We start from the raw sequence: 13,507 nt of genomic DNA, 5'->3' as shown, positions 1-13,507 counted from the left end.
GACGGTCCCCGTCTGAGCCACGACAGTCCCGACACTCCGTCGACGTGGTCCTCGTCCTAGTGGTCCTCGAGCAACCGGGACGCGAACACCGCCGCCTGTGTACGCCGCTCGAGACCCAGCTTCGCGAGGACGTTGGACATGTAGTTCTTGACGGTCTTCTCGGCGAGGAACAGCCGCTCCCCGATCTGCCGGTTGGTGAGGCCCTCGGCGACCAGCTCGAGGATGCGACGCTCCTGTGCCGTCAGCGACTTCAGCTCCTCGGGCTCGCCGGGGGCACCGTCACGCAGGCGGTCCATGACCTTGGCGGTCACGCTGGGGTCCAGCAGCGAGCCCCCGTCCGCGACGTGGTGGACCGCCGCGATCAGGTCCTGACCGGTGACCTGCTTGAGGACGTAGCCGGCGGCACCAGCCATGATCGAGGCGAACAGCGCCTCGTCGTCGTCGAACGACGTCAGGATGATGACCTTGATGTCGGGGTACGACGAACGGATCGCCCGACACACCTCGATGCCGCTGCCGTCGGGAAGGCGGGCGTCCAGGACCGCGACATCGGGCCGCAACGCCGGGATCCGGGCCAGGGCCGCGGACGCGGTGTCCGCGTCGCCCACCACCTCGATGCCACCGCTGCTCTCGAGCAGCTGGCGGAGGCCCGCACGGACGACCTCGTGGTCGTCGAGCAGGAAGACCCGGGTCATGACGGCCCTCCTCCCCATGCACGATGCACCCCAGTGTGATGGCAGGACCCGCCGTGGGGCGAGAGTCCAAGGTCCCTCCGCGCGTGCGGCGACGTTGCTGAAGGTCCCTGCAGGCAGGGACCATCGCATCTGTGACGCCGTGCCCCCGAGCGCGACCGTGACGGCATGACACAAACCGATGGCTCCGCCCCGCTCCGGCCGTACCCGTTGCGTGTCGATGCGTCCCTCGACCCCGGACTCAGCCGATGGATGTGGCTGGTCAAGTGGCTCCTCGCGATCCCGCACTTCATCATCCTGATCTTCCTGTGGATCGCCTTCTTCCTCGTGAGCGTCGCGGCTTTCTTCGCGATCCTGTTCACGGGTCGCTACCCGAAGGGACTCTTCGACTTCAACGTCGGGGTGATGCGGTGGTCCTGGCGTGTCTCGGTGTATGCGCACGGGGTCCTGTCCACCGACCGCTACCCGCCGTTCACCCTGGCCGACGTCCCGGACTATCCCGCCCACCTCGAGGTCGAGCACCCCGGCGAGCTCTCGCGCGGGCTCGTGCTGGTCAAGTGGTGGCTGCTGGCCATCCCGCACTACCTGGTCGTCGGCGTGCTCGTGGCGGGTGGTGGTGTCACCGGCTCGCACGACCGATACGGCGCGCAGTTCAGTGCCGGCCTGATCACGGTGCTGGTGCTGATCGCCGTGGTGGCCCTCCTGTTCACCGGCCGCTATCCACGCACGTTGTTCGACCTGATCGTCGGTCTGCAGCGCTGGGTCATGCGCGTCCTGGCCTACGCGGCGCTCATGACGGACCAGTACCCGCCGTTCCGGCTCGACCAGGGCGGGACGGAGGCGCCTCCCGCCCGCACGCCCGGCGACGTCCGGTAGCGCTCACCGCGCAGACGCCGACGGGACGACCACGACGGGGCAGTCGGACACCGAGATGATGTCCCGCGCCAGCGAGTCCCCCAGCAGGCTGCCCGCCCCGTGGCAGCGGCTCCTGCCCACGACGAGCAGGCCGGCACCGTTGCCGGCGCTGACGGCCTCCGCATGCACGTCCCTCGTCACGATGTGGCTGGACTCCCGGACGTCGGGGAACCGTTCCTGCCAGGTATCGACGATCCACTTCATCGAGGACCACTCGCCGTCGGGCTCGTCCTGCATCTTGGCGGCGACGTGCAGGATCCTGAGCTCGACGTGGCGGAGCTCGGCCGTCCCGAACGCGAACGCCAGCGCGCCCTGGGCCAGGGGCTCGTCGTCGATGATGACGACGACGGGTGACGCGTCGCGCGACGGCTCCCACGTGTCGGAGACGACGGCGACCGGGCACTCGGCGTGGTCCACCAGGTGCCGGGCGACCCGCCCCTCCAGGATCCGGGCGACCCACGGCTTGGACTCGTCGGGCCCGATCACCATCAGTCGGGCCTTGCGCGACTCCGACTCCAGGACCGCGGGCGCGAAACCCCTGACGAGCACGCTGTGCACGGGGCTCGTCGTGGCCATCGCGGTCAGCTCGTGGCGAGCCTCGGTCAGCACCTCGTGGCCTCCGGCCTTGTACGCCTCGGGGACGTCGAGCCCGTAGAGGTTGCCCATCGCCGACGGCGGGACGGTGTAGGCGTGCACCAGCGTGATGGCGCAGCCGGCGCGCTCGGCCTCCTGCCGGGCGTACTGCAGGACCACGACGTGACGCCCGGCCACGCCGACCACGACAGGGCGGGACTCGTCATGGCTCATGCGGACTCCTTCGGTGGCGTCCATCGTGCGCCCGGTGATCCGCGCATGCACCGGCCCGACGACCCCTCGCGGGAGGACCGAGGTCCCGTCATGGGACCGGGACGGACAGCAGGCCGAGCGCGCCGACGCACAGGGCGACCAGGAGGATCGCTGCGACGTGCACGGGCCACCACGACGCCGTGATGACGTGCTCGGCCATCACGTCGGGATCCCGGCCGAGCCCGCACATGATGATCATCAACGGCAGGAGCAGGACCACGTTGAGGACCTGCGTCAGGACCAGGACCGGGATCAGCGAGACGCCCGGCAGCAGCACCAGGCCGGCGGCGAGCCCCATCACGACGAGATAGGTGCCGTAGAACACGGGGGCGCGACGCATCCCGTCGTCCAGGGCGCCCTCGTGGCCCGTGAACTCGCACACCGAGTACGCCGTGGACAGCGGCAGGATCGCGGCCGCCAGCACCGCGGCGCCGACGAGCCCGACCGCGAACAGGAGCCGGGCCTGCCCTCCCGCCAGGGGCTCGAGTGCCGAGGCGGCGTCCGCGGCGGACTCGATCGACGTGCCCCTGACGTGCAGCGTCGCGGCGCACGTCACGATGACGAACAGGCCGATCACGCCGGTCAGCACCGAGCCGAGGACGACATCGATGCGCTCGTAGCGCAGGTCGGCCGGGGTCAGCCGCTTGTCGACGGCGTACGACTGGATGAAGCTCAGGCCCCACGGTGCCAGCGTCGTCCCGACCGTGGCGCTGACCAGGACCGCCGCGTGCTGGGTCATCGGCATCGACGGGGTCACCAGTCCGTGGGCCGCGAGCCCCCAGTCGGGGCCGGCCTCGAGCCCCGCCACGATGTAGCAGACGAAGGCGGCCGCGAGACCCATCAGGACGTGCTCGACCCGGTGGAAGGCACCCCTCAGGACGAGCAGCGACACCGCCACCGCCGCGAGGGGCACGGAGACCCGGCGGTCGACCCCGAACAGCTCGAAGCCGGCCGCGACGCCCGCGAGCTCCGCGCAGGTCGTGCCGAGGTTGGCCACCACCAGCACCAGCAGGGTGAGCGCGCCGACCCGCGGTCCGTGGCGGTCACGGACCAGGCCGATCACGCCCTGCCCGGTCACGACCCCCATGCGGACGGCGAGCGAGTGGAACAGGATCAGCACGAATGTCGCGAGCAGCAGCACCCACGACAGCCGGTAGCCGTAGTCGGTGCCCACCACGGAGTACGTCGTGATGCCCGCGGGGTCGTCGTCCGAGAGCCCGGCCAGGAGACCCGGACCGATGACGGCGGCCAGGGCCATGAGCCGGATCCGCCACCGGCCGCGATCGCTCCGGGCGCGCGGGGGACGATCCGCCAGCTCGCTCACGGCTCCCCCGCTCCCGGCCGGTGGGCGCGCCAGCCGGACGTCCGCCGGAACCGGCGCCGCCGCAGGGCCGGCACCGGCCGCGCAAGATCACGCGCCAGCCACTCAGGCCCGGCCTCGACGACGGCCGCGGCGTCGGCGGACGGCAGGGACCGGAGCAGGCGGTGACGGAGCTGGTCGTGGCTCGCGGCCAGCGCGGTCGCGGCGTGCGCCGGGGCGACCGCCCGGAGCACGTCGGTCGCGTGCTCGGTCCGCAGGCGCGCCACGATCTCGGCGAGGTCGCCGGGGTCGAGGCGTCGCAGATGATCCGCAGGGACCGACATCTGGACCTGGTGACCGCGTGACGAGGCCACATAGACGTCGCTCCACCGGACGACGACCTCGTCCATCCGCCGACCGAGGATGCCGAGTCCCACCCGGGCGAGCAGGGCGCCGAGCCCCAGGTCCAGGCCCAGCACCTCGAGCCCCCCGTCGCCGCGGGGAGCCAGGAGCACCTCCGAGACCCGGGTCAACCGTCGTCCGGTCAGGTCGACGACCTGGGAGTCCAGGACGTCACGTCCCAGCAGCAGCTCGTGGTCGGCAACGACGTCCGGGAGGTGGGCGCTGCCGGGTAGCTCGTGCGCCGCGACCTCCGGCCCGGCGATGGCCAGCCGGAGATCCCTGTCCGTCGCCCGACCCACGACGCTCCACGGCACGAGGTGGCGCGCCCCGCCGTGATCCCCGACGGCGACGTGGTGCACCACCGGGGTCGCCGCCGGGAGCTGCACGGTCAGGTCGACGACCCGGCCCACCCGGGTCCCGTCGCTGCTGAGCACCGGGAGGCCGACGACCCGGCTCAGCAGCAGCACCACGGTGCCGGACGGCTCAGGCCGCGTCATGCACGGCGCTCGTCCAAGGGGACGACACCGACCGGGCACGCCACGTGCCGCAGGACGCTGACGGCGAGGGGGCGGCGGAAGCCGTGGTGCCGCGAACGCCCCACCAGCACCAGCTCGGCACCCTGGGTCGCGGTCCGGCACACCTCGTCGGGAGCCCCGACGACGACGTGCTGCTGGACCCGGACCTCGGGATAGGCCTCCCGCCACCCGGCAAGCACCTCGCCCAGGACGACCCGGGTGTCGTCGATGTCGTCGGGGGTCGAGCCCTCCGGGATGACCGTGAGGGCGTGCGCGGGGCACCGCCGATGCCTGGCCAGGTCGAAGGCGAGCCGCAGCAGCTGGTCCGAGGCGCGGGTGCAGTCGAGCGCGACGACCACTCCCTCGTGCCGCGAACGGTCGTCGCGCACCTGCGGTACCGCGACCATCGGGCACGGGGCCAGACGGGCCAGATGGCCCGCCACCGCGCCACCGAGCACCCGGTCGCACCACGGGATGTCCTCGATCCCGATCACGAGCAGCTGCGCCGTCGCGCCCTCCTCGACGAGCAGGTCGACCGGTGTGCGGGTCGAGAGCTCGTACTCGGTGGGCACGTCGGGGGCCTCCTCCCGCACGAGACCCGCGGCCTCGTCGAGGACGCGCTGGCCCGCGGCCAGCATCTCGCGACAGCTCAGCTCACTGACGTACATCTCCATCTGCTCGAACGGCATCGCGGCGCAGTGCAGGACGCGCAGGGGCGCCCCGCGCCGCCTGGCCTCGTCGATCGCGAACCGCAGCGGTGCGTCGTCCCGCCCGGCGACCCCGACCACGACCGGTCTGGTCACGGCCCCTCATCGCCTCGAGCCACGGCCGGATCGTGACGCATGCCCCACGCCAGCAGTCCCAGGGCCGGCACGGCGTGGGAGCGATCCGGTCCCGGGTGTGGTCGCGACCACGACCACGGGCACCCGATGGCGCTCCCGGGTGGTCATGACGAGACGCGCAGGCGGGGCGTCGACCCGTCCGACCGGTGGGAGGTGTCGGCGCAGACGCGGACGACGGGGCACGGCACTCGTTGGAGCATCCGCTCGAAGGGCTGGGCCCCCCGGCGGCGGCGATCGTCGGTGTCCTGGATCGCGATCAGGCTCGACCCGTCGGCCTCCGCCTCCAGGCACGCAGCCAAGGATCCGCGGACGAGCACCAGCTCCAGGCTGACGTACGGACCCGCGATCTCGTGCACGAGGTCGGCCGCCGCCTCGAGGTCGATCACGGCCCTGGTGCGCAGGACGGCGTGCCTGACGAGGGCGTCGGGGCGGCGCGGACGGATCTGGGGGTGCGTCGCGACGAGACGCACGGCGTACCCCCGGTCCTTGGCCAGCGCGCCGGCGAAGCGGACGGCGTCGTGGGCTCCGGTGAACGGCAGCAACGGGACGGTCACGACGTCCTGGGGGTCTTCGTCGGCGGCCATGTCAGAACTCGAAGACCAGTCGGGCGGGGACATCGCCGCGCAGGAGCTCGGCGACCGCGAGGTTGACCTGGTCCAGCTTGCGTGGCTCCGCGACGACGCGGGTCCGTCCGCGCGCGTGCAGGTCCAACACCTCCCGGAGGTCCTGGCGGGTGCCGACGATCGACCCGATGATCTCGATCCCCTTGAGCACGGTGTCGAAGATCGGGATCGCCATGACGCCGTCCGCGGGGAGCGCGACGCACACCAGCCGACCACCTCGGTTGAGGGATCCGAAGGCCTGCTCGAACGATGCGACCGCGACGGCGTACGCGAGGGCGACGTCCGCGCCGCCCAGCTCCGTGACGGCCCGGACGGGGTCGGTCGTGCTCGCGTTGACGACGTGGTCGGCGCCGAGGGACATCGCGAGCTCGAGCTTGTCGTCGTCGACGTCGATCGCGACCACGCGCGCTCCCACGAGGCGGGCGTACTGCACCGCGAGGTGCCCGAGCCCGCCGATGCCGAACACCGCGACGAGCTCACCGGGCTGCACGTGGGCGACCTTGACGGACTTGTAGGACGTCACGCCGGCGCAGGTCAGCGGTGCCGCCTCGAACGGCTCGATGCCGGCCGGCACGGTGACGGCATAACGGCCGTCGGTGACGGCGTACTCCGCGAGGGCCCCGTCGATCGAGTACCCGCTGTTGACCTGGTGCTCGCACAGGGCCTCGCGCCCGTCGAGGCAGTATCGGCAGTCGCCACAGGCCCGGCCCAGCCAGGCGATCGCGACTCGATCGCCGACCCGGTGGGTCGTGACGTGGTCCCCGACCCGTTCGATGATGCCGACCCCCTCGTGGCCCGGCACGAACGGGGGCGTCGGCTGCACCGGCCAGTCCCCTCGGGCCGCATGGATGTCGGTGTGGCACAACCCGGAGGCCTCCATCCGGACCAGCACCTGGTCGGCGGAGGGCTGCGGCACAGGTCGGTCCTCCAGGGTGAACGGTTGGCCCAGGTGGTGGATGACGGCGGCTTTCATGGCTGCTCCTCGCATCGGCGGTCCCTCAACGCTCACCCGGCGGCCCGTCGTGCAGATAGGGTCCAGCGCCCCCGCTCGCGGGACCATCGTCCTGGGGCGCAGGGTTCGGGTCGCCGAGGCCGAGCTCGCTCAGCAGGGCCAGCTCCATGGCCCGGTGCTCGTCCGGCGTCGTCACGATGTCCCCACGGCCACGATCGACCAGGACGGGACAGCCCGCATGACGAACCACCTGCTCGCTGACCGATCCCAGCAGCAGGCCGGCGAAGCCGCCGTGGCCGCGGCTGCCCACCACGACGAGGTCGACGTGCTCGGAGGCCGCGATGAGGTTCTCGGCGGCATATCCGTGGACGACCTGAGTCTCGATCTCCACGTCGGGGTGGGACGCGCGGACCGGCTCGACGTCCTCGTCGAGCGCCCGCAGCGCGGAGGCCTCGAAATCCTCCATCGGCGGGACGAACCCGGCCCGCCAGGTGTCGGGCCGGGGGGCGCTGAACACGTCCCAGGCCCGGACGACCGTCACCCGGGAATGGAGCGCTGCGGCGCTCCTGACCGCGGTGCGGAGCGCGCGGTCGGCCACCTCGGAGCCGTCGTGACCGACGAGCATCCCGCCGTGGGCCGTGATCTCTCGTCGAATCGTCATGCACGGAGGCTAGGAGGGAGCCGCGACGGTCGGAATGGTCCAAGGTCCTGCGAACGTCACCCGCGAAGGGTGACTCGCCGAGTCCCGTTCGTGACGCATGGTGGCGATCAGCGCGCCTGTCGATGAAGGGGGGTGCCCATGGCGAGGGCCGCCTACGAGATCCGTGCCGTCGGGGCGGTGCCGACCCGCCTCCTCGAGGACTTCCCCGGAGTCACCGTCACGATGGACGTCATGGGGAGCCTGATCCGCGCCGAGCTGGCCGACGAGGCCGAGCTGCACGGGTTACTGGCCGCCCTGCGGCGTGAGGGGTTCCCGCTGGTCGACGTCCGCAAGGATCCGGATGCCGACTCGTGACTCCGCCGGGCTTCCGGAGCTAGCATGGTGGTGTCCCAGGACGGGACAGGCCCAGGTGGCAGGAGCGCCCACGATGTCGTGGACGTTCCCGCAGATGTCATGACACGGTCGAGCGCAACGGCGGGTCCGGCACCACCGGGCCAGCCCCGGCGGTCGGAGGTGCGTGAAGCACATGAGGGATGGCGAAGCGGCACGATCGGTCGATCGAGCGCAGAGCCGGGCATCCCGCGGCTCCTTCCTCGAGGCCAAGCTGCACCGGCCGCCCAGCCGCGACGACTGGATGCGACGTGAGCGACTCATCAGCCGCATGCGTGCTGTGCGCGATCATCCGGTGACCCTCATCGCTGCGCCCGTGGGCTACGGCAAGACGATCCTGACGGCGCAGTGGCTCGAGGAGACGCGTCCTCGAGCGGCCTGGCTGTCGCTGGACCCCGACGAGAACGACCCTCGCCGACTGAGGGCCCATGTCGCGGCGGCGCTCGAGCGGGCCGACAGCGGGCCGGGAACCGAGCTGACCACCCCAGGCATGATCGACGACACCGCCGCACCGGGGCCCACGCTCTCCGCGATCGTGGACTCGCTGGCCGTCACCGACGAGGACATCGTGGTGGTGCTGGACGACTTCCACGTCATCACCGGAGCCGAGGGTCATGCCCAGGTCGAGCACCTCGTCGAGCACCTCCCGCCGCGGGCGCACCTCGTGATCCTGACGCGAGCCGATCCCGGGCTCCGTCTGGGCCGCCTGCGCGCCTCCGGCGACCTGCTGGAGATCCGGGCCGACGACCTGGCGTTCACGTGCGACGAGGCCGAGACGGTGCTGGCCCGCGAGGGCGCGATGCTCGACGAGGACTCGACCCGCCGGCTGATGGGGCGCACCGAGGGATGGCCCGCGGGGCTCTACCTGGCCGGACTGTCCCTGGCCGGTCGCGACGACCCGGATGCCTTCGTGCGGGACTTCAGTGGCGGCAACCGGTTCATCGGCGACTACCTCGTCGAGGAGGTCCTCGCCCGGCACTCCGACGAGCTGCGCACGTTCATCGAGAGCGTGTCGGTGCTCGATCGCTTCTCGGCCGGACTGTGCGACCACGTCACCGGCTCGACCCGGTCGGGGGCGATCCTGCGCGAGCTCGAGCGCACCAACCTGTTCCTCGTCCCCCTGGACGACGCCCGGCACTGGTACCGGTTCCATCGCCTCTTCTCGGCCGTCGCCCGCACCGAGCTCGACCTCCGGCGCCCCGGAGAGGCGCGTGTCCTGCAGGCCCGCGCTGCCGAGTGGTTCAGCCGCCGGGGCAACGTCGACGAGGCCGTCCGGCACTCGATCGCCGCCGGCGACACCGAGACCGCGTCCCTGCTGGTGGAGGTGCACTGGTTGCACTACGTCGACGCCGGCCGCATCGCCACGGTCCTCGCCTGGCTCGACGCCATCGGCCCGCTCAACGAGGCCTCCGGCCCGGCGGCGTCCATGACCGCCGCGTGGCTGGCCGCCCTCGTGGGCGACGAGGCGGCGCTCCACGCCGCGCTCGTGTCGTTGGAGGCCGTCCGGGAGCATGGTCCGTTGCCGGACGGGTCGAGATCGGTCGAGTCCGCGACCGCGATGATCGCTGCGCTCTTCGGCTACGACGGACCGGACGACATGATGCGCGGGGCCGAGCGCGCCGTGGCGCTGGAGACCGACCGCTACTCACCGTTCTATGCCGTCGCGAACGCCGCGATGGGACATGCGGCCTATGTGCAGGGCGACCTCGAACGCGCTCTGACGCCGCTCGTCAACGCCTGGCGCAACGATCGGGCACCCGTCATCATCCAGGTGCTGGCGCTCGCGATCGAGTCGTTGGTCCAGGACGAGCTGGGCGAGACCACACGGGCCGGCGAACGTGCCGACGCCGCCATGGCGCTGCTGGAGTCGCACGGGCTGCGGGGGGTGCCCCAGGCCTCGCTGGCCTTCACGGCGCGAGGACGAGCACTCGCTGTTGCCGGCGACGTCGAGCAGGCACTGGCCGTCCTCGCCAAGGGGCTCTCCCTTCGTCGCGAGAGCCCCGCGCACGGGCCGTGGGGCATGGTCCACCACCTGGTCGTCCACGCCCGGGTCGCCGCCGAAGCCGGACACACCGAGCTGGCTCGTCGACTGCTGGACGAGCTGGACTCGCAGCTGGCCAGGTTCACCGACGGGCTCGGGGCCGTCGACGCGCGGGTGGTCGACATCCGGCGCCTCCTCCACGAGCCCGACGACGTCGGCGCGGGACAGGACCTGACCGACCGGGAGCTCGACGTCTTGCGGATCCTGCAGGGGTCGATGAGCCTCCAGGAGATCTCCGACGAGCTCTACCTGTCCGCCAACACCGTCAAGACCCACGCCCGGGCGATCTACCGCAAGCTCGGGGTACACGCCCGGGAGGAGGCCGTGGTGGCGGGACGACAGCAGGGCCTGATCTGACGACGATCTCACCCGGGTGAGATCGCGGGGAAGGTGAGGCGGCCTCACCTCCCCCAGGACGTCAATGGAGTATCCGCCCCGCGCCGTCAGGACTTCTCGATGAGCATCCCCCCGGTTCCGGTCGACCTCGACCGGGCGAGCCTCGACCCCACGCAGGACCGTCACGACCCCGGGCGGGACTGGGCCGTGCTCGAGATCCGGGCTGACGGCAGTCTCGGCCGCGCGGAGGTCGTGCACTCGACCGGAGCAATGGGAGCCGTCCGGGCCTCGGGCGCGATGGCCACACCGCGACCGTTGCCGATCCGTTCTGCGGCGTTGGCGGCTCGCGTGGGGCTGCTGCAGGCGTCGATGGGACATCTGCCGGAAGCGGCCCGCTCGTTCCATCAGGGCGCCCGCGCGGCATCCGCGGTGCCGCAGCGACAGACCTGCCTCGAGCAGCTGGCACTGGTGGAGGCCGTCCAGGGCGACCTCCGACGCGCCGAGGTCCATGCCGGACTCGCCGCCGGGGCCCGAGGGGTCACCGACGGCCGCGACGGCTCCCCCGTTCGCGTGGCACGCGACTGGATCCGGCTCGAGCGTGCCGAGGTGGTGCGGGGGGCGGACCTCCTGGACCGCGAGATGCTGCTCGCCGGAGACCCGGACCCCGACCCCGAGCCCTGGCCCGCGACCGCCGCGCTCCTCCTGCGGGCCCGCCTGCTCGTCGAGGCTCGTCGCCCCGACGCGGCCGTCCGGCTGCTCACGACGGACGGTGCGGGGTTCGCCCGAACGAGCTGGGCCACGAGCGTGCTGATGGCCGCCAAGGCCGACGCCATGCTCTCGGCGGGCGAGGCCCACCGGGCACTGAGCACCCTCACCGCCCTGCCGGCCGGCGCGGCCGTGGAGGCGGGCGTGACGACCGCGGCGGCGCGACTCACGATCGGCGACGTCCGCGGGGCCGACGCCGCGGTGCGCCAGGTCACGGAGGCCCTCGACGGCGCCCCCCTCGCTCTGCAGATCCGGGCCTGGCTGCTCGAGGCACGCATCGCCGAGGACCGCGGCAGCACGGGCCGCGGACGGAGCCTGGTCGATCGGGCGCTGCGCGCGGCCGAGTGGGAGGGCCTGCGGACGCCCGTGCGCCACGAGTGGCACTGGGTGCGGCCTCTGGTGGACCGCCACCCGGGACTGAGACGCACGCACCGGGACTTCCTGGCGAGCCTTCGCGACGTCAGGTCGGCCAGCACCGGCCACGGACCCCCCATCGGCCCCCCGGACCCGTCGGACCCGGTCGTCGGCGCGCACCTGACCGAGCGGGAGGCACAGGTCCTGGACCTCCTGGCCCAGATGTACTCGACCGACGAGATCGCCGCCGCCCTCTACGTGTCGCCCAACACCGTCAAGACCCACCTCAAGGGCATCTTCGGCAAGCTCTGCGTCAATCGCCGGGTCGACGCCGTGCGCCGGGGACGTCAGCTCGGTCTCTGCTGAGCCGGTGGACGCGCTGGATGCCCGCACCGCTCGCGGTGCAGGCCTGCAGGAAGTGGTGCAGCTCGTCGGCCGAGGCCACGATCCGTACGTGGGTCTGTCCCGGCACCACCCGGTGGGACCAGTTGAGCCATCGCAGCAGCGGCTCCCCCACCTCGCCCTCGACCCGCACCTCGTACGTCGGCCGGTCGTCCCACCCGGTCGGCTCCCGATGGACCTCGAGGAGCCGCGCGCCGACCGAGCACAGCGACTCGAGGAGGGCGTCCAGCTGCGGGGGTCCGCTCCCCCGCCGGGTCAGCGACGTCTGAGCCCGGGTCGCCCACACCGACACGGCCGTGAAGCGCTCGAGCAGCTCCTCCGGGGGCCGGTTCGCGAGCAGGACGTCGTACAGCGCGTCGGACGCGCCGAGGGACGAGGTGCGCTGTTCCATGCGCCCACCGTGCGGCGGGCGGGCCCACGCCACGTCACCCCCCGCGGGTGAGCACGGTCGCGGGATCGGCCCGGTGCCCGGGATTCACCCCGTACGGGTGAGCCCCCCGGCGTCCGGAGCCGACAGGCTGTTCTTCGGACGAGCGAGGCACGTCCCGTCACGAGAGCCAGCTCGGTGACGAAAGCCAAGGGAGAGTTCACTCATGGAAGACTTCAGCTTCTGGGACCTGTTCGTCTCGATCTTCTGGTTCACGTTGCTGCTGGCGTGGATCACGCTTCTCATCCACATCCTCGGCGACCTGTTCCGCGACAACGAGCTGAGCGGTGGCGTCAAGGCGCTGTGGACCCTCTTCATCGTCCTGCTGCCGTGGCTCGGGACGCTCTGCTACCTCATCGTCCGCGGCGGCTCGATGAACGAGCGCTACCGGCAGGCAAGTCAGGAGCGTGACGCCGACATGCGGGCGTACGTGCAGGACGCGGCCGGCGGGTCCAACGTGTCCAGCCAGCTGAAGGAGCTGGCCGAGATGCGTGACCGTGGGACGATCTCGCCGACCGAGTACGAACAGGCCAAGACCAAGGTGCTGACCTGAGGGCGCTCACCCCGTGCTGCGCCGGGGCCCGAGCCCGGCAGCCGCTACTGGAGTTGAGGGCGAACGAGCGCATGTCCATGGTGCTCGAGCCGATGACGGCGACATCGTCGTCGATCGAGGGCGAGGAACGTGATGACGTAGTCGATGACCAGCAGCACCGCTCCTGCCACGACGACGATGTTGTGCACGGGTGGCTCCTCGACGGTGGGTTCCGGTCCGTCCCATCGTCGTCCGGGAATGTGACAGGCGTCCTCATCCGCGAGGGGTGAGGACGACCCCTCCGGGGCCCGATAGACCGGGGCGCATGGCGAACCTGCTCCGACGACTCGGGGGGTTCTGCGCACGACGTGCCCTGGTGGTGGTCGGCATCTGGGCCGCCGTCCTGATCGCCGTCGTGGGCGCCGCGTCGACCGTCGGTGCGCAGACGAGCAACGACCTCGCCCTGCCCGGGACGGGCAGCCAGGACGCCAAGGACCTCCTGACCGAGAAGT

16 protein-coding genes are annotated in these 13,507 nt (G+C 72.0%); 6 read left to right on the top strand and 10 right to left on the bottom strand.

Going from position 1 to position 13,507, the window contains the following annotated elements; translation table 11 throughout:
* Positions 1-56 precede the first annotated feature (56 nt).
* Positions 57-695, bottom strand: a complete 639-nt coding sequence (locus tag JWQ91_RS00590; protein ID WP_297779401.1) for a response regulator transcription factor — start codon at positions 693-695, stop codon at positions 57-59.
* A 165-nt stretch (positions 696-860) separates the two neighbouring features.
* On the opposite strand from JWQ91_RS00590, the gene JWQ91_RS00585 reads away from it, so the two are divergent.
* Positions 861-1,568 carry a DUF4389 domain-containing protein gene (locus JWQ91_RS00585; protein ID WP_297779399.1) on the top strand — a complete coding sequence of 236 codons (708 nt, stop codon included), beginning with the start codon at positions 861-863 and terminating at the stop codon, positions 1,566-1,568.
* Positions 1,569-1,571: 3 nt separating this feature from the next.
* Here the strand turns inward: JWQ91_RS00585 and JWQ91_RS00580 are convergent, their stop codons facing one another.
* From JWQ91_RS00580 to JWQ91_RS00550, 7 genes are all read right to left on the bottom strand, one after another.
* A complete protein-coding gene (locus JWQ91_RS00580; protein ID WP_297779396.1) occupies positions 1,572-2,414 on the bottom strand; it encodes a universal stress protein in 843 nt (280 codons plus the stop codon).
* Positions 2,415-2,502: 88 nt separating this feature from the next.
* Positions 2,503-3,777, bottom strand: a complete 1,275-nt coding sequence (locus JWQ91_RS00575) for a divalent metal cation transporter (protein ID WP_297779395.1) — start codon at positions 3,775-3,777, stop codon at positions 2,503-2,505.
* Entirely contained in the window at positions 3,774-4,652 is an 879-nt protein-coding gene (locus tag JWQ91_RS00570; protein ID WP_297779392.1) for a PRC-barrel domain-containing protein, read from the bottom strand. The genes JWQ91_RS00575 and JWQ91_RS00570 overlap by 4 nt, the downstream gene beginning before the upstream one ends.
* Complete coding sequence (locus JWQ91_RS00565) at positions 4,649-5,473, bottom strand: universal stress protein (RefSeq protein WP_297779389.1); 825 nt, start codon at positions 5,471-5,473, stop codon at positions 4,649-4,651. Before JWQ91_RS00565 ends, JWQ91_RS00570 begins: the two co-directional genes overlap by 4 nt.
* A gap of 143 nt (positions 5,474-5,616) precedes the next feature.
* Positions 5,617-6,096, bottom strand: a complete 480-nt coding sequence (locus tag JWQ91_RS00560; RefSeq protein ID WP_297779386.1) for a universal stress protein — start codon at positions 6,094-6,096, stop codon at positions 5,617-5,619.
* 1 nt (position 6,097) lies between these two features.
* Positions 6,098-7,108 carry an alcohol dehydrogenase AdhP gene (gene adhP, locus JWQ91_RS00555; RefSeq protein ID WP_297779384.1) on the bottom strand — a complete coding sequence of 337 codons (1,011 nt, stop codon included), beginning with the start codon at positions 7,106-7,108 and terminating at the stop codon, positions 6,098-6,100.
* A 25-nt stretch (positions 7,109-7,133) separates the two neighbouring features.
* Positions 7,134-7,748, bottom strand: coding sequence for a universal stress protein (locus tag JWQ91_RS00550; protein ID WP_297779382.1), 615 nt, complete (start codon positions 7,746-7,748; stop codon positions 7,134-7,136).
* Between the two features lie 138 nt (positions 7,749-7,886).
* Here JWQ91_RS00550 and JWQ91_RS00545 point away from each other — a divergent pair, with 138 nt between their 5' ends.
* From JWQ91_RS00545 to JWQ91_RS00535, 3 genes are all read left to right on the top strand, one after another.
* Positions 7,887-8,102 (top strand): hypothetical protein, encoded by a 216-nt coding sequence (locus JWQ91_RS00545; RefSeq protein ID WP_297779379.1) that lies wholly within the window; start codon positions 7,887-7,889, stop codon positions 8,100-8,102.
* 331 nt (positions 8,103-8,433) lie between these two features.
* Positions 8,434-10,536 (top strand): LuxR C-terminal-related transcriptional regulator, encoded by a 2,103-nt coding sequence (locus JWQ91_RS00540; RefSeq protein WP_297779378.1) that lies wholly within the window; start codon positions 8,434-8,436, stop codon positions 10,534-10,536.
* A gap of 99 nt (positions 10,537-10,635) precedes the next feature.
* On the top strand, positions 10,636-12,000 hold the full coding sequence (locus JWQ91_RS00535; protein ID WP_297779375.1) for a LuxR family transcriptional regulator: 1,365 nt from the start codon (positions 10,636-10,638) through the stop codon (positions 11,998-12,000).
* Here JWQ91_RS00535 and JWQ91_RS00530 read toward each other — a convergent pair.
* Positions 11,948-12,427: a hypothetical protein gene (locus JWQ91_RS00530; RefSeq protein WP_297779373.1), complete on the bottom strand. Its 480-nt coding sequence runs from the start codon at positions 12,425-12,427 to the stop codon at positions 11,948-11,950. The genes JWQ91_RS00535 and JWQ91_RS00530 overlap by 53 nt on opposite strands.
* A 202-nt stretch (positions 12,428-12,629) precedes the next feature.
* Here JWQ91_RS00530 and JWQ91_RS00525 point away from each other — a divergent pair, with 202 nt between their 5' ends.
* Complete coding sequence (locus JWQ91_RS00525) at positions 12,630-13,016, top strand: SHOCT domain-containing protein (RefSeq protein WP_297779370.1); 387 nt, start codon at positions 12,630-12,632, stop codon at positions 13,014-13,016.
* Between the two features lie 44 nt (positions 13,017-13,060).
* Here JWQ91_RS00525 and JWQ91_RS00520 read toward each other — a convergent pair whose 3' ends face one another.
* A complete protein-coding gene (locus tag JWQ91_RS00520) occupies positions 13,061-13,204 on the bottom strand; it encodes a hypothetical protein (RefSeq protein ID WP_297779367.1) in 144 nt (47 codons plus the stop codon).
* Between the two features lie 116 nt (positions 13,205-13,320).
* Between JWQ91_RS00520 and JWQ91_RS00515 the strand changes: the two genes are divergently transcribed.
* Positions 13,321-13,507, top strand: a 187-nt coding sequence (locus tag JWQ91_RS00515; RefSeq protein WP_297779365.1) for a hypothetical protein, incomplete at its 3' end; no start/stop codon positions are given.

This window comes from Aeromicrobium sp. (assembly GCF_025965075.1).
Classification (GTDB): domain Bacteria; phylum Actinomycetota; class Actinomycetes; order Propionibacteriales; family Nocardioidaceae; genus Aeromicrobium.
Note: the sequence above shows the minus strand (reverse complement) of the source record. Positions and strands in the feature narration are given on the sequence as shown.